Genomic DNA, 17,505 nt, shown 5'->3' with positions numbered 1-17,505 from the left:
GCCCGGTGACCTTGATCACAGAGCCGTTACCCGGGAATTGGTTGGGCTCTTAGGAATGACATGACCACGATTCCGCACCGCAGGAACCCCGACGAATCCGCGATCCCACCCGGCCCCGCCGGTCCCGGAGCCGTGACGGCCGGACTGACCCGGCTGCTCTTCGGCCCCGGCGACACCCACGGTCACCGCTCCTGGCGGGCCCTGGCGGCCGATCCGGCCATGCACCGGCGGACGGACGCCCCCGCCGCCGAACAGGTCGCCGACTCCTACCGGCGGCTGCGCCGCCTCAACGAGCGCGTCGACGCCACCGCGCTCGCCACCGACCCCGCCCGGCTGGCCGCACTGCACGAGTGGACCGGTCCCGCGGACGGCGCGCTCACCGTGATCGCGGGCATCCACTACAACCTGTTCCTCGGCAGCCTCCTCGACCACGACCCGGACCCCAAGCGCCCGTTGGACGAGTACCTGCGCATGGACCGGATCGGCACCTTCCTGTGCACCGAACTCGCCCACGGCAACGACGCCGCCGCACTGGAGACCGTCGCCGACTACGACCGCGCGGACCGCACCTTCACCCTGCACACGCCCCACCCCGGCGCCCGGAAGTTCATGCCCAACACCGGACCGGCAGGCGGCCCGAAGTCCGCCGTGGTCGCCGCCCGGCTGCGGGTCGACGGCCGGGACCACGGCATCTTCCTCTTCCACACCCCGCTCACCGACGAGGCCGGCCCGCTGCCCGGCGTCACCGTCCGCGCCCTGCCGCTGCGCCCGGGCAGCCCGGTCGACCACTGTCTGACCTCCTTCGACCGGGTCCGTCTGCCGCGCGAGGCCCTGCTGACCGGCGCGCACGGCCGGCTCGCCGACGACGGCGCCCTCACCAGCGTGCTCGGCAGCAGGCGGAAACGATTCCTCGCGGCGATCGGCCGGGTCTCCGTGGGCAAGCTCTGCATGAGCGCCAGCGCCGTCGGCGGCGCGCGGGCGGCGCTCGCCACCGCCGTCCGCTACGCCCACCACCGCGAGATCGCGGACACCCGGCCGGACCGCCGCCGTCCGGTGTGGACCCACCGCACCCACCACGGTCCGCTGCTGTCCGGCCTGGCGACCGTCTACGCGATGACCGCGCTGCACCGGGCGGCCGTCGCCCGCTGGACCGGTCACGACCCCGCCGACCCGGCCGACCGGGCCGCCGCCGAGCGCGCGGCCGCCGTGACCAAGGGCTGGACCACCTGGCAGGCCCGGGGGCTGATCATCGAGGCCCGGGAGCGGTGCGGCGCCCAGGGGCTGTTACCGGTGAACGGGCTGACCGCGCTCGCGTCCGACGTCGAGGGCGCCATCACCGCCGAGGGCGACAACCTGGCGCTCTGGGCCAAGGCCGGGGCGGAACTGCTCCTGGAGGCCCCGGACGACGGGTCCGAGGACCCGGCGGTCACCCCCGGGGGTCCTGTGGCACTGGGCGACCCGGTCTTCCGGCAGGCCCGGCTGCGTGCCGTCGGGAGGCTCCGGCTGGCCCGCGCCCGCACCCGGATGCGGGAGGCGCCAGCCGGGGACACCCTGCGCCGGTGGAACGCCGCCGCGCCCGACGCGCTCGCGGCCGTCACCGCGCGGGCCGAGCACGACGCCGGTGCCGCGCTGCTGGCCTGGGCCGACGCCGCCTGCGTCGACGGTGCCTGGGCCGACGATGCCTCGGCCGACGGGGCCGGCGCCGGTCCTGCCGGTCGTGCCGGTGCCGCCGCGGCCGGTTCCGGCCCGGCGGTCCGGGCCCTGCTGCTCGACCTGCACCGACTGTTCACGCTGGACCGGATCGCCGCCCACGCGGCGGCGCTGATGGTCGCCGGAGAACTCACCGCCGAACAGGCCGCCGCTCTTCCGGACCTGCGGGAACGTTCCTTCGCCCGGCTCGCCGGCCACGCGCTGCCCCTGGTCGACGCCTTCGACCTCCCGCCGACGCTGCTCGGCAACCGGCCGATCGCCACCCCGGAGTACCAGGAGGCGTTCGCCGTCTGACGGTGGCGCGGGCGCCCGCGGAACTGTCCGTTCCGACCCGGCATCGGCGCATCCCTCCGCGACCGCCCCATCCCTCCGGACCCGCCCCGTTCCGAGCGTCGGCATCCGTTCCGTCCGGCCCCTCCGGCCGGGCGGAACGGCCGCGGAACCGCCGTTCACCTGGACGTTCAACAGACTGTTGCCAGTGCGCCACCCGGTGGCCACGGGGCGACACTCCACGCTGCCTACCGTGCCGGGCCATGACCATCTCCCGCACCCGGCTGACCGCGGCCGTGGCGCTCACCGGCGCCCTCGTCCTCGGCACCCCCGCGCTGGCCGTCGCCGCCCCGGCCGCCGGTTCCGCCTCCGCCGACCCCTCGGCCGCCGCCCCGGCCGTCGCCCGGCACGCGATCCCCTTCACCTCGGCCACCGCCACCCAGCAGGCCGACGGCAGCTTCACCCTCACCTGGGCCGCCCCCGGCGCCCGCAACGTCACCGTCTACGCCGGTACCGACCCGGACGACATCCGCCACCGCAAGGCCGTCGCCAAGGGCGCCGGTTCCGCCACCGTCACGGTCACCGGCCTGGCCGCCGCCGACCGCTGGTTCTTCGAGCTGGTCCCGGACCGCGGCGCGCCGCTGGTCGTCGCCGACCGCTCGCTGCACCTCGCCTCCGCGCCGAACTTCCGCGACGCCGGCGGCTACCGCACCGCCGACGGCCAGTGGGTGCGGATGGGCGTCGTCTACCGCTCCGGCGACCTCTCGAAGCTGACCGACCAGGACCTCGCCAAGCTCCGCCGCCTCGGCATCCGCACCGTCTTCGACCTGCGCACCCCCGCCGAGCAGAAGACCGCCCCGGACCGCGTCCCGGCCGGTGCCACCGTCGTGAACGCCAATGTGCTGGGCGTCGCCGACACCGGCGCGTTCAACGTCACCAGCCCGCAGGCCGCCGTCCAGGCGATGGTCGACGCCGAGCGCACCATGGTCTCCGCCGACAGCGCCCGCACCGCCTACCACTCGGTGCTCAACGCCCTGGTCGAGCGCGACGACGAGAACGTGCTCTTCCACTGCACCGCCGGGAAGGACCGCACCGGCTGGGCCTCCGCCGCCCTGCTGACCGCGCTCGGCGTGCCGCGCGAGACCGTCGAGGCCGACTACCTCGCCAGCAACACCTACCGCGCCGCCGAGATCGCGGCCACCCTCGCCCAGCTGCCGCCGGCCTACCAGGCGATCTACAAGCCGCTGCTGGACGTCCGGTCCGAGTACCTGGCGGCCGGGTTCGACGAGGTGCAGCGGAAGTTCGGCTCCTTCGACGCCTACCTCAAGTCCGGCCTCGGTCTGAACAAGCGGGACCTGCGCGACCTGCGCAGCCAGCTGCTCGTCGGCTGACACCGCGCTCCCGGCGTCCCGCCGGGTCGGGCCCCGGGAGCACCGGGCGGTCCGCCCCGGCGGGACGCCGCGTTGCCGGAACCGGGACGCCCTGCTTCGATCGTCCGTATGGACCACCAGGACGCCGCCCCCGCTCCCGCCCCCGATCCGGCCGTCGGCTCCGGCCCCGGACCCGATCCGGCCGCCAACGCCGCCGCCTCGGCCCCCGCCATCGCCGCCACCCTGCGCCAGATCGGCCCCCGGCTGCGTCGGCTGCGCGAGCGCAAGGACCTGTCCCTGGCCGACCTGAGCCAGGCCACCGGGATCTCCAAGAGCACGCTCTCCCGCCTGGAGTCCGAGCAGCGCAAGCCGAGCCTCGAACTCCTGCTGCCCATCGCCGCCGCGCTCGCCGTCCCGCTGGACGAGATCGTCGCCGCCCCGCGGATCCAGGACCCGCGGGTCCACCAGCACCCGGGCCGGGCCGACGGGCGGACCTTCGTGCCGCTCTCCCGCCACCGCACCGAGCCCCGCGCGTTCAAGATCATGATCCCGGCCGCCCACCACACCCCGACGCTCGCCACCCACACCGGCCACGAGTGGCTCTACGTGCTCTCCGGCCGCCTCCGGTTGCTCCTCGGCGAGCACGACGTCGTGCTCGCGCCGGGCGAGGCGGCCGAGTTCGACTGCCAGAACCCGCACTGGTTCGGCTCCACCGGGGCGGGCGACGTGGAGGTCCTGAGCCTCTTCGGCAAGCAGGGCGAACGCCTCCACCTGCGCGCCCGCACCCGCCCGAAGGAGTCCTGAGCCGCCCCCGGCGCTCCCGCTCCCGGACCGGCACCGGAAGTCGGCCACGGCGACTTCCCGCGCCGCCGCGGGACTGTCACACTCCCCTCGTGAACAGACGGGGGTTGTTCGCGCCGAAGCCGTTCGCCCGGGGGCCGGTCGCCGCCGTCGCGGCGGGTGCCGCCACGCTGCAGATCGCGACCGCGGGCCGGTACGGCTTCCACCGCGACGAGTTGTACTTCCTGATCGCCGGTCGCCACCCCGCCTGGGGATATGTCGACCAACCGCCGCTCACCCCGCTGCTCGGGCGGGTGTCCACGGCGCTGTTCGGCGGCGGACCCGGCGACGGACCGGTCGGTCTGCGGGTCGTACCCGCCCTGCTCTGCGCCGCCACCGTCGCCCTGGTGGCGCTGCTGGCCCGGGAGCTGGGCGCCGGACGCGCCGGGCAGCTGCTCGCGGCCGCCGCCGCGGCCTGCTCGGCGTTCGTGCTCGCGGTCGGGCACCTGCTCAACACGGCCACCTTCGACCTGGCCGCCTGGCTGCTGGTCTGCCTGTTCGCCCTGCGCCTGCTGCGCACCGGGGACGGCCGCCGGTGGCTCGCCGTCGGCGCCGCCACCGGGGTCGCGCTGCTGAACAAGGACCTCGTCCTGCTGCTGGCCGCCGCCCTCGTCCCCGCCGTGCTGCTGGTCGGGCCGCGCGCGGTGCTGCGCGGGTGGTGGCCGGTGGCGGGTGCGGCCGTCGCGGTGGCCGTCGCGCTGCCGAACCTGTGGTGGCAGGCCGCGCACGGCTGGCCCGAACTGACCGTCGCCGGGGGCATCAGCGAGCAGGACGGCGCCGGGAACCGGCTGCTCTTCGTGCCGATGCAGTTCCTCTACCTGTCACCCGTGCTGGTGCCCGTCTGGCTGGCCGGCTTCCGCCGCCTGCGCCGGGACCCCGAACTCGCCTGGGCGAAGCCCTTCGTGGTCGCCTACCCGCTGATGTGCCTGTTCGTGGTGGCGAGCGGAGGCAAGCCGTACTACGTGCTGCCGGCGCTGCTGGTGCTGACGGCGGCCGGCTGCGAACCGGTCGCCCGGCGGCTGACGGCGGCCGGACCGCGCCGGATCCGCTCGTTCGCGGGCGCGCTGGCCCTGGGAGCCGCCGTCAACCTGGTCATCACCCTGCCCGTCCTCCCGGCCCGGCTGACCCCGGCCGTCAACTGGATCCAGCACGAGCAGGGCGAGCAGATCGGCTGGCCCGAACTCGCCGCGGCCGCCGCCCGGGGCTGGAACACCGTCCCGCCCGAACTCCGGGACCGGGCCGTGGTGTTCGCCGTCAACTACGGCGAGGCGGGCGCCCTCGCCCACTACGGCCCGCCGCTCGGCCTCCCGGCGCCGTACTCGGGCCACATGAGCCTCGCCGACCTGGGGCCGCCGCCGGACCGGCAGGACGGGCCGGTGCTGCTCGTCCACCCCGAGGGATTCCCCGACGTGGAACGGTACTTCGCCGACTGCCGGCGGGTCGCCCGGGTCGACAACGGTCACGGGGTGGACAACGAGGAGCAGCACGCCCCGGTCCTGGTCTGTCCGGGACCGCACCGGCCGTGGTCGGTGCTCTGGCCCGAACTGCGGCGCTACTAATGAGACTTCTGCCCCGGGGGCGCCTCAGGACGCGGCGTGCAGCGCGGTCGGCGGGCCCACCGTCGTGCCCGCCGTCGCGCCGGCCGCCGGGCCCGTCGGCAGGCCGGCCCGGTGGGCCAGGGCGGCGGCCTCGCCCCGGGAGCCCACCTCCAACTTGGCCAGGATGTTGGCCACATGGAACTTCACCGTCGACTCGCTGATGTGCAGGGCGGCGGCGATCTCCCGGTTCCGGCGTCCCCGGGCCAGTTGGTCCAGCACCTCCAGCTCCCTGGGCTGCAGGCCCTCCAGCGGCCGGGCCGCGCCGATCGGCCCGGCCGGGGCGTGCAGCGGCAGGTCGACCGTCACCGTGGTGCCCCAGCCGGGCACCGCCTCGACCGTCAACCGGCCCGCCAGCGCGGCGATCCGGTCGGCCGTGCGGTGGACGGCCAGTGCGTCGGCGGTCAGCAGGCCCGGGCCGTCGTCCCGGACGACGGCCCGCAGACCGTCCGCCACGAACTGCCAGCTCACGTGCAGCCGGGTCAGGTCGTCCTGCTCCAGCATGGTGAGCACGGCGGAGCGGACGGCGGTCCGGGCGGTGTGCGCGGTGTCGGTGGGCACCGAGCGGTCCCCCTCGGTCGGCGCCAGCAGGTCCAGCCGGACCGGGCTGTGCCGCAGCAACGGCCGCACCAGGTCGGCGAGCCGGGCGAACGCGGTGGCGGCCGGCTCCTCGCTCAGCTCCCGGTCGAGGTCGCCGGCGCTGCGCAGGTCGAGCAGGGCGGTCACGGCCAGCTCGGTGGCGTTGCGCCGCGCGGTGGCGTCGTCCAGTCCGGCCGACCGCAGCGGAGCGAGGATCGCGGACAGCGCGGAGGCGTGGGCGCCGGTGAGCTCGGCGATCGCCCTGGCCCGGGCACTGGCCGAGGCGCGGGAGGCGGCGGCGTGCGCGGGCGCGGCGTCGACGGCGCGGTGGTGGGAGTGGGTGGTCAGCAGCTCCCACAGCTGCTGGAGCAGGCCGAGCGAGCGCTCGGGCAGCGGCTCCGGCGACCCGTGCGTCCCCGTCGCGCGCCCGGAGGCCCGTCCGGGCGCCCGTCCGGCCGGGTCGGCGCGGACCAGCACCAGCAGAGCGCCGTTGCTCCCCGGCGGGGCCGACGCCACCGCGACCGCGGGCCGGGGGCGCCCGCCGAGCACGGCCTCGCCCTGCCACGGGCGCCCGGGGGTGACCCGCTGGGCGACCCCGGCCAGTTCGGTACCGGTGATCCGGGCCGACAGTTCCTCGGGGCCGACGGCGTTCGCGGGCGAGTAGGTGCAGACACCGCTGAGCTGCGCCACCGCGATGTGCGGGACGAGCCCGGCGAGCACCTCGGAGAGCTTCGGCAGGATCGTCGCCCGGGGGGTGCGCAGCACCTCGGCGGCGAGGGCGAGCACCCCCTCGGCGTCGTGCCACGACCACTCGCCGCCGGGACCGCCGCCGGAACCCTGCCCGCCCTCGCGTTCGACCATGGCTCCCAGCGTAGCCCGCGCCGGTGCGCGCCCGCCTGGCCGAACGGCCAGGCGGAACCGGCCGAACGGACGGCCGTCCGGCCGGGGCCGCCGTACCAGGCTGGAGCACGTCACCAGGACGGCGGCGGCCCCCGGCCCCGGCGTCCGCCAGGTCCGGACGAACGCTGGAGATCCGCCATGAGCAGCACCCCCGACACCACCCCCCTCACGACGAAGGCCGTCGCCATCACCGAGTACGGGGCCGTGGACGTCCTGCGGCCCACCGCGGTCGAGGTGCCCGCGCCCGGCCCCGGCCAGGTCCGGGTGGCCGTGCGCGCCGTCGGCGTCAACCCGCTCGACCACAAGGTCCGCTCCGGCGCGCTCACCGACCTGTTCCCGGTCGTCTTCCCGGCCGTCCTCGGGTACGAGATCGCGGGCGTGGTCGAGGCCGTCGGCCCGGACGTCACCGAGTGGCGGGCCGGCGACGAGGTCTTCGGGCAGGTCCTCGGCGGCGGATACGCGGAGCACGCGCTGGCGGCGGCGGACCAGCTGGTCCGCAAGCCGGCCGGGGTGGACTGGACGGTGGCCGCGGCGCTCCCGGTGGCCGCCGAGACGGCCTGGCGGTCGCTCGACCTGCTGGGCGTCGAGCCCGGCCGGACGCTGCTGGTGCACGGCGCCGCGGGCGGGGTCGGCACCCTGGTGGTGCAGTTCGCCCGGGCCCGGGGGATCCGGGTGATCGGCACCGCGAGCGAGGCCAACCACCCGTACCTGCGCGAGCTGGGCGCCGAGCCGGTCACCTACGGGGAGGGGCTGGCCGAGCGGGTCCGCGCCGCCGCGCCCGAGGGCGTGGACCGGGTGCTGGACGTGGCCGGGGCGGGCGTGCTGCCGCTGTCGATCGAGCTGGCGGGCGGCGCCGAGCACGTGCTGACCATCGCCGACTTCCAGGGCGCCGCGCAGCACGGGGTCCGCGCCACCAGCGGCGACGAGCCGGCCGACTACCTCCGTCCGGCCCTGGAGGGCGCGCTCGCCCTGGCCGCCGAGGGCGGTCTGAACCTCCCGCTGCACCGGGTGCTCCCGCTGGCGGAGGTGGCCGAGGCGCAGCGCGAGAGCGAGCGCGGCCACGTCCGGGGCAAGATCGTCCTCACCGTCGGCTGAGGCCGGGGGCGGCCGGTCGCGTGGTCGGCCCTGATGGTCGCTGTCGCGGGGCGGCGGCCGCTCGCCGGGCCGCCGGTCAGCCGAGGCGCTCGACGACGACCATGGCCGCGTCGTCGTCGAGCCGTCCGCCCGCGTGGGCCAGCAGGTCGCGGCGCAGGTGCAGCAGCAGGGCGTCCGGCGGTTCGGCGGGGTGCGCGGAGGTCCGTTCGGCGACCCGTTCGGACAGCGGGTAGAACCGCCGCTCTCCGTCGCGGGCCTCGATCACGCCGTCGGTGTAGATCAGCAGCCGGTCGCCGGGCAGGAACGGGAACTCCTCCACCACGTACGGCGCCGCGACCAGTTCGCCGAGGCCCAGCGGCGGCGAGGTGCGGCGGGGCTCCAGCGCGGTGACCCGGTCGCCGTGCAGGAGAAGGGGCGGGGGGTGGCCGCAGTCGACCAGGCGGAGCACGGCTCCGTCGTCCGGGACGTCCAGTACGACGGCGGTGATGAACGACTCGCCGCTGTCGTCCGCCGGGGTGCCGGGCGGCCCGTCGTCCGGCCGCCGGGTGCCCGGCGGGGCACCGGTGTCCGTCGGCCCGGCGCGCCGGAACGCGCGCAGGCGCGGCTGGGCGCGGAGGCCGTCCTCGCGCTGCGCGCGCTGCTGCTCGGCGAGCTGGGCGAGGTCCCAGGCGATGCTGCCGTCCAGGTGGCCGACCAGGCCGGGCAGGTCCGGGTACAGGTGCGCGGCCGACCGGAAGGCGCCCAGCAGCAGCGCCGCGTCGCCGAGCGAGGCCAGGCCCTTGCCCCGGACGTCGCCGACCAGCAGCCGGGTACCGGTGGCGGTGCGGGCCGCCGCGTAGAGGTCCCCGCCGACCTGGGCCTCGGCCTCGGCGGCCAGGTAGAAGGAGGCGAGGCGCAGCGGTCCGGTCCGGTCGGGCAGCGGGCGCAGCAGGACCCGCTGGGCGGCCTCGGAGACGGAGCGGACCTGTGCCAGCTCGCGCTCGTGCCGGTCGCGCAGGACCCGGAGGCCGACGATCAGCGCCGACACGGCGAGCAGGGCGCCGAGCTGGGTCTCGTGGTTCCCGGTGGTGAGGCCGTCGCGCAGGATGCCGATGACGGTGAGCGCGGCGAGCGAGAGCAGGGCGACGACGGTGGTGGCGCGGGCACCGGCCAGCGAGGCCGTGAGCGCGGGGGCGACGATCAGCAGCGGGCCGAGGTGGATGTCCGGCGGGGCGAGCACGTCCACCACCGTGATCACCACGATCAGGGCGAGCGGGACGACCGTCAGGGCGCGGCGGTCGGGCGGCCAGGACCGGCGGCGGTCACGGGGACGCCGGTCGTCGGAAGGCTGCCGGAGTGGCACCTCTCCTCTGTACACCGTCCGGGTGGTCCGCCGCACCCCGGGGAGCACCCGGCGGGCGTGCGGCGGGCGCCCGGGGATGCTCGGCGGGTGCTCCCCGGCCGGGCCGCCGGGCCGGGTCAGTCCTCGGCGCCGTAGCGGGCCAGGTAGTCGGCGAACCGGGCGACGTCCTCGTCCGACCAGCCGGTGAAGCGGGCCGAGAAGGAGAGCCGCCGCTGCTCGTTGGCCTCGCGCAGGAGGGTGAGTCCGGCCTCGGTCGCCAGCAGGATCTGGCCGCGCTGGTCCTCCGGGTCGGTCTCGCGCCGCAGCAGCCCGAGCTTCTCCAGCGCGGTGACCTGGCGGCTGACCGTGGACTTGTCGAGCATGAAGTGCGCGGCGACGTCGGCGGCCCGGCAGCCGCCGCGCTCGGTGATGAGGTCCAGGATGCTGTAGGTGACCAGCGAGAGGTCGGGGTGCAGCTGGGAGGCCTTGTGCCGGGCGCGGCGGGCGAAGGCGGTCAGTTCGCGCTGGATGGTCGCGATCGACGTCTCGCGGTCGGGCACGGGAACCTGCCTCCTCGGGGCCGGGGGATCTGCCGTCCGGCAATTTGTTGCATTATACAACGACTTCATGGGTGCTCGAAGCTCCCGGCGGACGGTCCGCGGCGCCCTCCCGGCGCGCCTGCCAGGCGCGCGCCGCCGCGATCCGGCGGGTGGCGCTCGGATGAGTCGCGAACAGTAGCTCAAGCACCCGCGGCGGGTCGACATCGGACACATTGGTCACCGCGAGTCTGCGCTGCATCGCCACGAACTGCTCGGCGTCCCCAGTGAGTTCGAGCGCGTGCCGGTCGGCCCTGGCCTCCACCCGGCGGCTCACCGCGCACTGCACCGGGCCGGACAGCGCGCCCAGCAGCGCCGCGACCGCCGCCAGCAGCGGGAGCGACCGGGGATCGGCCGCGTCCGCCGCGCCGGCTGCCGACAGCAGCACGTCCCAGCCCGACGCCAGGCCCAGCAGCACCACCACCACGGCCGCGCCGACCGCCCCCAGCACCGTCCCGGTCAGGACGTCCCGGTGTTTGACGTGCCCCAGTTCGTGCGCCACCACCAACTCCACCTCGCGCGGATCGGCGCTGGTCAGCAACGTGTCGTAGGCGACGATCCGCCGCGTCGCCCCCAGGCCCGAGACGTAGGCGTTCAGCGCCGTGGTCCGGCGCGAGGCGTCCGCCACCAGGACGTCCCGCACCCGGACGCCGTCCCGTGCGGCCAGGCCGAGCAGCGCCTCGCGCTGCGGGCCCGGGGCCATCGGGGTGAAGCGGTTGAACACCGGCTCGACCAGGAGCGGGTAGAGGAAGGAGAGGGCGGCGGTCAGCAGCGCGGCCGCGCCCGCCGCCGGGAGCCACCAGCGCTCCGGCGAGCGGCCGGTGAGCGCGTACAGTCCGAGCACCACCGGCAGGGCGAGCGCCAGGGTGAGGGCGAGTCCGCGCAGTGCGTCCACCGCCCAGCCGGCCCAGCCCTGGGTGACCAGCCCGAACCGGGCGCGGACCGACCGCGCGCCGGCCCCGAACGGCAGCTGCGCCGCCCGGCCGACCAGTACCAGGGCGGCCGTCCCGGCGAGCACCTCGGCCGTCCGGGAGCCGCCGAACCAGCCGCCGGCCGTCGACACCAGCCCGGCGCCGGCCGGTGTCAGGCCGAGCGCGAGGGTCAGCCCCAGGCCGGTGACCCGCGCGCCGAGTGCCCAGGGCAGCTGGGCGCGCCGCAGTGCGCGGCCCCGGGCGCGCTCGGCGGGGGTGAAGTCGGCGGGGGTGCCGGGGGTGCCGGGGGTGCCGGGGGTGCCGGGGGCGGCGCCGGGCGTCGGGTCGTCGCCCGGGAGTGGGCCGACAGAATCTGTCATCTGTTGTCCGTCATCCGAAGTCCGTCAGTCGTCAGTCGTCGGTCCTCGGGCGGCGTCCGTCCTCGGGCGTCGGCCGTCGGGCGACGGGGCGTTCGTGGACCGTCGTCCCCCGACAGCCAGCATGTCACTCCTCGGCGGGCCCGGTGGCGTGCCGGGTGCCCGCCCGGAGCAACTGGTGGCCGAGATCGATCAGCGCCCGGCCGACCGCGAACTCGTCGCCCACCGCGGGCGCCGGATCGTCCAGCGGGTTGCGGCGGGCGTACGCGTCGCTGTGCAGCACCGCGCCGTCGGCGTCCAGCACGGCGTGCACCCGGGTGGTGTCGCGCTCCTCGACCAGGTGCAGGCTCAGCTGCCAGTCCTTGGTGCTTCGGACGGGGGGCTCCGTACCGCCCTCCTCCCCGACGGTCGCCGGGACCGGCCCTCCCGGCGGGGCGGCGCTCCCGTCCGCGCGGACGATCACCACCGGGCACGACGCGTGCGCCGCGCACCGGGTGCTCACCGACCCCAGCAGCGTCCGGGCGAAGGCCCCGCGACCGCGACTGCCCAGCACCAGCAGCTCCGCGCCCTCCGCCAGTTCCAGCAGCACCTCCGCCGGGTGCCCCAGCAGCAGGCTCTCCGTCACCGGCACCGGCCGCTCCCGGCCGACCACCTCGTCCACCTCGGCGGTCAGGGTGCGCATCGCCGTCCGCTCGAAGTCGTCGTCCGGCAGCGGTACCAGCCACCCGTGCAGCGAGGGGGGCTCCCACGCGGCCACCGCGTGCACCGCCGCCCCGGTCAGCGCCGCCTGCCCGACCGCCCAGCGCAGCGCCGCCCTGGACGGCGCCGAACCGTCGATCCCGACCACGATCCGCCGCCCGGTGTCCGTGCTCCCGTTGTCAGTCATGACCCACCACCTGCCGTCCGCTCCCCGAGCCTCGCCTGCCGGTCCCCGCGCCTCCGGGCGCCACCTCCGCACCTCCGTCCCGGTGGGGGCTTCCCACCGTGCTTCCGGAAGCCTCCGTACCTCCACGCTGCCACTCCGCGCGCCACCCGGCGGCCCGGCGCGGATTGTGGCCGCGGCGCGGAGACGGCGCGGGGGAGTGGCGTAGGCTGACCGCTTCCGGAACGACCCTTGGGGGAACACACATGCGCCGTGCCGCGGCCGCCGTCGCCCTGCTGCTGGGGCTGATACCCGTGGCCGCCTGTGGACCGGACGACCCCGACCCGGCCACCGTCAAGGCCTCCCGGTCCGCCAAGGCCGCCGCCGACGCTGCCGCAGCCGCGAAGGCCTCGCCGGGCGCCGCCGACGGGTCCGCCACCCCCGGGGACCAGGCCTCCGCGGACGGTGCGGCGCCCCGTCCGGACGGCAGCATCACGGTGGCGTTCGCCGGCGACGTCCACTTCGAGGGCCGCACCGAGGGCCGGCTCTCCGTGCAGCCGCCCGAGACGGCGCTCGGACCGATTTCCAAGAGCCTCGCCGCCGCCGACCTCTCCGTCCTCAACCTGGAGACCGCGATCACCGACCGCGGTGCGCCCGAGCCCAAGACCTACACCTTCCGCACCTCGCCGAAGGCGCTCACGGCGCTCAAGGACTCCGGCGTCGACGTCGTCTCGCTCGCCAACAACCACGCCGTCGACTTCGGCGCCGACGGTCTCGCCGACACCCTCGCGGCCAAGGCCTCCTCGCCGCTCCCGATCGTCGGCTTCGGCCGCAACTCCCAGGAGGCGTACGCCCCGTACGTCACCACCGTGCGCGGGGTGAAGGTCGCGGTGGTCGCCGCCAGCCAGGTCGAGGACCTCACCAACCAGAAGTGGCGCGCCGGGGCGACCAAGCCCGGCATCGCCTCGGCACTGGACCAGGCCGCGATCGTCAAGGCGGTCGAGGAGGCGAAGAAGCAGGCGCCGGTGGTGCTGGTCTACCTGCACTGGGGCGAGGAGGGAAAGGCCTGCCCGACCGCGGCCCAGACCGCCATCGCCAAGAAGCTGGCCACCGCGGGCGCGACCGCCGTGGTCGGCACGCACGCGCACACCATGGTCGGCTCGGGCATGCTCGGCTCCACCTACGTCGGGTACGGCTTCGGCAACTTCCTCTGGTACGGCACCTCCAACTACGCCAACTCCAACGAGACGGGCGTCACCACCCTGACCGTTGGCCCGGGCGGCAAGGTGCTCGGCGAGGCGTTCGCGCCGGCGACCATCGACGACAAGGGCATGCCGGTGCCCCAGACCGGCGCCGCCGCGACCGCCGCGCTCAAGCGCCGGGACGGGCTCCGGGGCTGCACCGGCCTGGCCCCGGTCCCGGGGGCCGCCCCGGCGCCGGCGTCCGGGGCCGCTTCCCCGTCGGCGTCCCCGTCGGCTTCCCCGTCCGCGCGCGCGACCGGTCCCGCCGCCCCGGCCGCGCGGAGCGCCGCGCCGGCGTCGGCCTCCTCGCGCTGAGCCCGCCCCGGCGGCCGGTGCGGAAGCGGGGCGGCAAGCCGGTCGTCGCTCGCCGTGCGGTGGGTGGTCGGGCGGTGGGTGGTCGGGCGGACCGGCGCGTGGATCCGCGCCCTCCGAGGCCTGCGGATCCGCCGGGACGTCCGCGACGGCCTGCACGGGGCCTTCCTCGAACACGCCTGCTGCGTGACCACGCGCCGACGCGTCCGAGCCTTGTGCCGGCTCCTCCTGGGCCGCCGGAACGCCGGAACGCCGGACCGCCGGCCGCCGGACCGCCTCGCCCGCCGTCGGGCGGGTACGGGTCCCGGGGCGGGGGGCCGACGGTGTCCGCCCGTCAGTCCTTGTGGTTCGCCTCGCCGAGCTTCCAGTAGCCCTTGCCGTGGACGCGTTCGCGGGGCAGGGCCCAGTCGGTGAGCAGGTGGCGCCGGACGGTCGCCACGGCCTGGGACTCTCCGGCCAGCCAGGCGGCGGTGCCCGGTGGGACGTCGGTCGCGAGCAGGGTGTCCGCGAGCGTGCGGCCCTTGACCTGGTCCTGGGGACGGGTCAGCCAGTGGGTGGTCAGACCGGTTCGGGCGGGCAGCGGCAGGGTGGCCCCGGAGGCATCGCCGACCTCGACGTAGAGCGTCGTCGGCACGGTCGGCGGCAGCTCCTCCAGGATGGTGAGCGCGGCGGGAAGGGCGCTCTCGTCGGCGGCGAGCAGGACGTGCCCGGCGCCGTCGAAGGAGGGCCGGCGGCCGCGCGGGCCGGCGATCAGGGCCCGGTCGCCGAGGCGGGCGGTCGCCGCCCAGCGGGACAGCGGACCGTTGCCGTGCAGCACGACGTCGATGTCCGTCTCGCGCTCGTCGGGGCGGTGGTGCCGGATCGTGTAGGCCCGGGAGTGCCCGTCGGGGGTCGCCAACTTCACCCACTGGGTGGCGTGTTCGACGTCGAGGGTGTCCAGGGTCGGTCCGGCGAGGGTGAGCCGGAGCAGGGCGGGAGTGAGCGGGGTGACGGCGGTGACCCGAACGTCGTGGGTCGGCCGGGGGCGACGGAACACGGAGACTCCAGGTGATCGGACGGCGCCGGTGCGGGCCCGGGGATCGACACGGGCGGCGCGCTGCGGCGCGGAGGGGAGGAGCGAGGAAGGGGGTGGGGCTCAGCGCGGGAGGTGCTGGTCGAGCAGCGCGTCGACGAACGCCCGGTCCAGCGGGCGACGCAGCACCAGGGCGCGGTGGTAGAGCGGGGCGAGCAGGGCGTCCAGCAGGACGGCGGCCTCGTCCGCCGTCCCTCCGAGACAGGCCCGGGTGTTCGCGACGTCCCGGGAGCGCAGGGCGTCCAGGAAGCCGCTGTGCAGCAACTCGGCCGACCTGGCGTCCAGTTGCGCATGGCCGAGGAGGGCCTGCAGCACCTTGCCGGCCGGCGCCGCGCCGAGGAAGTCCGCGAACCGGTGGAGGTAGGCGCGCAGATCGGCCGGATCGGAGGGTGTCTCGGCGGGCCAGGCGAGACCGGTGGCGGCGTCCAGGACGAGGTTGTCGAAGAGGATGTCCACCTTCGACTTCCACCAGCGGTAGATGGTCTGCTTGGCGACCCCGGCGGCGGCGGCGATGCCCTCGATGGTCAGGCCCTCGAAACCCTGCTCCACCAGGAGGTCGTCGGCGGCGTTCAGTACCGCCAGCCGTGCGGCCTCGCTGCGCCGACCGCTGCCGACGGTGCTCGCCGTGTCGTCGTTCTTCTTCGTGCTCCCGCTCGCCCCGGCCGCCCGCGCGGCACCGGCGGCACGGCCGCCGACGGCGCGCTCACCGGCGGCGCGGCTCGCGCCGGACCGGCTTCCGGCGGCGGGGCGGGGCTGGGCGGCGATGGCGGTGTGGTCCTTGTCCGGGGGCGGCTGCTGGCCGTTGACGACGGTCGCGGCCATCCTCTCACGCCTTCCCGGCCGGGGTGGCCGGTGCCGCTGCGGCCGCCGGGTCCGCTGTCGCTGTCGCTGTCGCTGTCGTCACCGGTGCCGGCGCCGGCACCGGTGACGCCTCGCCCCGCGGCCGCCGGACCAGTCCGGCCGCGACCGCGAGGGCCAGGACGGCGACCGCCGCGCTGAAGGTGACCCCGGCGGTGCGCAGCCCGGTCGCCCGGACGAGCACGCCGACCCCGATCACCGGCACCGAGAGCATGGTGAACAGCACGGCGAAGAACGCCGACACCGTCTCGCCGCGCCGGTGCGGCTCCACGCCGGCGTTGACGGTGCCGAGTCCGGTGCCGATGGCGGTCCCGGTGGCGAGGCCGTTGACACAGGCGCCGAGCAGCAGTGGTGGCAGCGTCCCGCCGAGCAGGGCGCCGGCCACCAGTGCGGCGGCCAGGACCAGTCCGGCGCAGGCCAGCGGCAGGGCCCGGTCCGGCGGCAGGACGCGGACGAGCAGTTGTCCGACGGCGGTGGAGAGGAAGGCCAGGGCGACCACGAGTCCGGTGAGCGCGTGGTTGTGCAGGTTCAGCACGGTGGCCAGGAAGAGTCCGCTGACGGCGGTCAGCACGCCGGTGACGGCGAATCCGGCCCCGCCGGCGAGCGCGGCGCGCAGGAACGCGGGGCGGATGCCGGGCGGCACGTGCAGCGGTCGCGGCCGGAACCGGGAGGGGCTTCCGGCCGGGGAGCCGGCCCGGCCCGTGCGCCGGGCCTCGGCGGGCACCGTCTCGGGGACGGCGAGCAGCCCGAGCAGGGCCGCGCCGGTGAGGACGAGCGTCACGGTCCAGGGCAGGCGCAGCGGTGAACCGGTCCATTCGGCGAGGGCTCCGGCGAACAGGGTGCCGCCGGCCAGTCCGCCCATGTTGGCGGCGAGGGCGACGGTCTGGGCGCGCAGTCGGCGCTCCGGCGGGGCGAGGTCGAGCAGGGCGGCCGTGGCGGCGCCGGTGACGAGGGCGGCGCCGAACCCGGAGAGGACCCGGGCGACCAGCAGCCAGGGCAGCGAGTCGGCGAGTTCGAACAGGGTGGCGGCGGCCGCGGCCAGCAGCAGGGCGGCGAGGACCACGGGGCGCCGGCCGATCCGGTCGGAGAGGCGGCCGAGGGTCAGCAGACCGGCGACGACGCCGAGCGCGTAGACGGCGAAGATCACCGTGACGGTGAAGGTCGAGAAGCCGAAGGCGCGCTGGTAGAGCGGGTAGAGCGGGGTCGGGACGGTGGTCCCGGCCATGGTGACCCAGAAGGCGAGGGCGACGGCGGCCGGCGCGAGCGGGCCGCCGGGGCGCCGGGGCGGGGCGGAGGGCATGGGTGCTCCTCGGGGGTGACGGTGCGGGAGGGGGCGCGTCGGGGCCGTCGGTCGGGCCCGCGCCGTGGCGGACCGAAGATGGACGCAACGTTGCGTCTCGGTCCACGTCCCGACGCTAGCACTGGACGCAACGTTGCGTCTATGTTCGCCCGCGGGCCGTCCTCGGGGCGGTCCGCGGGGCCGCCCTCCGGATCGCCCTCCGGGTCGTCCGCGGGGCCGCCCCTCGGCTCGCCGCTCGCACCGGCGCCCGTCCCGCGCCGTCCGACGGCCGCACCCCTCCGTCCCCCGGCCGACGA

The 17,505-nt window shown here is 76.4% G+C and carries 14 protein-coding genes and 1 pseudogene; 6 read left to right on the top strand and 9 right to left on the bottom strand.

What is annotated here, in order from left to right:
* The first annotated feature begins 60 nt into the window (after nucleotides 1-60).
* From BLU95_RS10395 to BLU95_RS10380, 4 genes are all read left to right on the top strand, one after another.
* Nucleotides 61-2,004 (top strand): acyl-CoA dehydrogenase family protein, encoded by a 1,944-nt coding sequence (locus BLU95_RS10395; RefSeq protein WP_107452507.1) that lies wholly within the window; start codon nucleotides 61-63, stop codon nucleotides 2,002-2,004.
* A 239-nt stretch (nucleotides 2,005-2,243) separates the two neighbouring features.
* Nucleotides 2,244-3,371, top strand: a complete 1,128-nt coding sequence (locus BLU95_RS10390; RefSeq protein WP_093859758.1) for a tyrosine-protein phosphatase — start codon at nucleotides 2,244-2,246, stop codon at nucleotides 3,369-3,371.
* A 108-nt stretch (nucleotides 3,372-3,479) separates the two neighbouring features.
* Nucleotides 3,480-4,154, top strand: coding sequence for a helix-turn-helix domain-containing protein (locus BLU95_RS10385; protein ID WP_093859757.1), 675 nt, complete (start codon nucleotides 3,480-3,482; stop codon nucleotides 4,152-4,154).
* An 89-nt stretch (nucleotides 4,155-4,243) separates the two neighbouring features.
* Nucleotides 4,244-5,749 (top strand): ArnT family glycosyltransferase, encoded by a 1,506-nt coding sequence (locus BLU95_RS10380; protein WP_093859756.1) that lies wholly within the window; start codon nucleotides 4,244-4,246, stop codon nucleotides 5,747-5,749.
* Nucleotides 5,750-5,773: 24 nt separating this feature from the next.
* Here the strand turns inward: BLU95_RS10380 and BLU95_RS45045 are convergent, their stop codons facing one another.
* On the bottom strand, nucleotides 5,774-7,225 hold the full coding sequence (locus tag BLU95_RS45045; RefSeq protein ID WP_093859755.1) for a helix-turn-helix transcriptional regulator: 1,452 nt from the start codon (nucleotides 7,223-7,225) through the stop codon (nucleotides 5,774-5,776).
* A 177-nt stretch (nucleotides 7,226-7,402) separates the two neighbouring features.
* Between BLU95_RS45045 and BLU95_RS10370 the strand changes: the two genes are divergently transcribed.
* Nucleotides 7,403-8,359, top strand: coding sequence for an NADP-dependent oxidoreductase (locus BLU95_RS10370; RefSeq protein WP_093859754.1), 957 nt, complete (start codon nucleotides 7,403-7,405; stop codon nucleotides 8,357-8,359).
* A 76-nt stretch (nucleotides 8,360-8,435) separates the two neighbouring features.
* Here BLU95_RS10370 and BLU95_RS10365 read toward each other — a convergent pair whose 3' ends face one another.
* The 5 genes and pseudogenes from BLU95_RS10365 to BLU95_RS45820 form a co-directional block, all read right to left on the bottom strand.
* The gene (locus tag BLU95_RS10365; RefSeq protein WP_093859753.1) at nucleotides 8,436-9,701 is read right to left on the bottom strand and encodes a PP2C family protein-serine/threonine phosphatase; all 1,266 of its coding nucleotides are present in this window, start codon (nucleotides 9,699-9,701) and stop codon (nucleotides 8,436-8,438) included.
* 116 nt (nucleotides 9,702-9,817) lie between these two features.
* Complete coding sequence (locus BLU95_RS10360; protein WP_093859752.1) at nucleotides 9,818-10,240, bottom strand: MarR family winged helix-turn-helix transcriptional regulator; 423 nt, start codon at nucleotides 10,238-10,240, stop codon at nucleotides 9,818-9,820.
* A 52-nt stretch (nucleotides 10,241-10,292) separates the two neighbouring features.
* Nucleotides 10,293-11,567 (bottom strand): M48 family metalloprotease, encoded by a 1,275-nt coding sequence (locus BLU95_RS10355; protein ID WP_093859751.1) that lies wholly within the window; start codon nucleotides 11,565-11,567, stop codon nucleotides 10,293-10,295.
* A gap of 124 nt (nucleotides 11,568-11,691) precedes the next feature.
* A complete protein-coding gene (locus BLU95_RS45825; RefSeq protein ID WP_286158647.1) occupies nucleotides 11,692-12,027 on the bottom strand; it encodes a dsRBD fold-containing protein in 336 nt (111 codons plus the stop codon).
* A pseudogene (locus BLU95_RS45820) lies at nucleotides 12,013-12,450 on the bottom strand (universal stress protein); the annotation flags it as partial. The pseudogene BLU95_RS45820 and the gene BLU95_RS45825, both read right to left, overlap by 15 nt.
* A 242-nt stretch (nucleotides 12,451-12,692) precedes the next feature.
* Between BLU95_RS45820 and BLU95_RS10345 the strand changes: the two are divergent.
* Nucleotides 12,693-13,982 carry a CapA family protein gene (locus tag BLU95_RS10345; RefSeq protein WP_093859750.1) on the top strand — a complete coding sequence of 430 codons (1,290 nt, stop codon included), beginning with the start codon at nucleotides 12,693-12,695 and terminating at the stop codon, nucleotides 13,980-13,982.
* Between the two features lie 331 nt (nucleotides 13,983-14,313).
* Here the strand turns inward: BLU95_RS10345 and BLU95_RS10340 are convergent, their stop codons facing one another.
* From BLU95_RS10340 to BLU95_RS10330, 3 genes are all read right to left on the bottom strand, one after another.
* Nucleotides 14,314-15,015 carry a siderophore-interacting protein gene (locus BLU95_RS10340; protein WP_093859749.1) on the bottom strand — a complete coding sequence of 234 codons (702 nt, stop codon included), beginning with the start codon at nucleotides 15,013-15,015 and terminating at the stop codon, nucleotides 14,314-14,316.
* 99 nt (nucleotides 15,016-15,114) lie between these two features.
* Nucleotides 15,115-15,873, bottom strand: coding sequence for a TetR/AcrR family transcriptional regulator (locus BLU95_RS10335; RefSeq protein ID WP_093859748.1), 759 nt, complete (start codon nucleotides 15,871-15,873; stop codon nucleotides 15,115-15,117).
* Nucleotides 15,874-15,877: 4 nt separating this feature from the next.
* On the bottom strand, nucleotides 15,878-17,209 hold the full coding sequence (locus tag BLU95_RS10330; RefSeq protein ID WP_093859747.1) for an MFS transporter: 1,332 nt from the start codon (nucleotides 17,207-17,209) through the stop codon (nucleotides 15,878-15,880).
* Nucleotides 17,210-17,505: the final 296 nt, after the last annotated feature.

The organism is Streptomyces sp. TLI_053 (assembly GCF_900105395.1).
In the GTDB taxonomy this organism is placed as follows: Bacteria; Actinomycetota; Actinomycetes; order Streptomycetales; family Streptomycetaceae; genus Kitasatospora.
This window is presented reverse-complemented; position numbering and strand designations above follow the sequence as displayed.

What these genes read in the sequence shown, in the direction of transcription:
- BLU95_RS10395 (WP_107452507.1), top strand. Translation starts at nt 61, where the DNA reads ATGACCACGATTCCGCACCGCAGGAACCCCGACGAATCCGCGATCCCA.
- BLU95_RS10335 (WP_093859748.1), bottom strand. Translation starts at nt 15,873, where the DNA reads ATGGCCGCGACCGTCGTCAACGGCCAGCAGCCGCCCCCGGACAAGGAC.
- BLU95_RS10345 (WP_093859750.1), top strand. Translation starts at nt 12,693, where the DNA reads ATGCGCCGTGCCGCGGCCGCCGTCGCCCTGCTGCTGGGGCTGATACCC.
- BLU95_RS10355 (WP_093859751.1), bottom strand. Translation starts at nt 11,567, where the DNA reads ATGACAGATTCTGTCGGCCCACTCCCGGGCGACGACCCGACGCCCGGC.
- BLU95_RS10330 (WP_093859747.1), bottom strand. Translation starts at nt 17,209, where the DNA reads ATGCCCTCCGCCCCGCCCCGGCGCCCCGGCGGCCCGCTCGCGCCGGCC.
- BLU95_RS45045 (WP_093859755.1), bottom strand. Translation starts at nt 7,225, where the DNA reads ATGGTCGAACGCGAGGGCGGGCAGGGTTCCGGCGGCGGTCCCGGCGGC.
- BLU95_RS10370 (WP_093859754.1), top strand. Translation starts at nt 7,403, where the DNA reads ATGAGCAGCACCCCCGACACCACCCCCCTCACGACGAAGGCCGTCGCC.
- BLU95_RS10385 (WP_093859757.1), top strand. Translation starts at nt 3,480, where the DNA reads ATGGACCACCAGGACGCCGCCCCCGCTCCCGCCCCCGATCCGGCCGTC.
- BLU95_RS10390 (WP_093859758.1), top strand. Translation starts at nt 2,244, where the DNA reads ATGACCATCTCCCGCACCCGGCTGACCGCGGCCGTGGCGCTCACCGGC.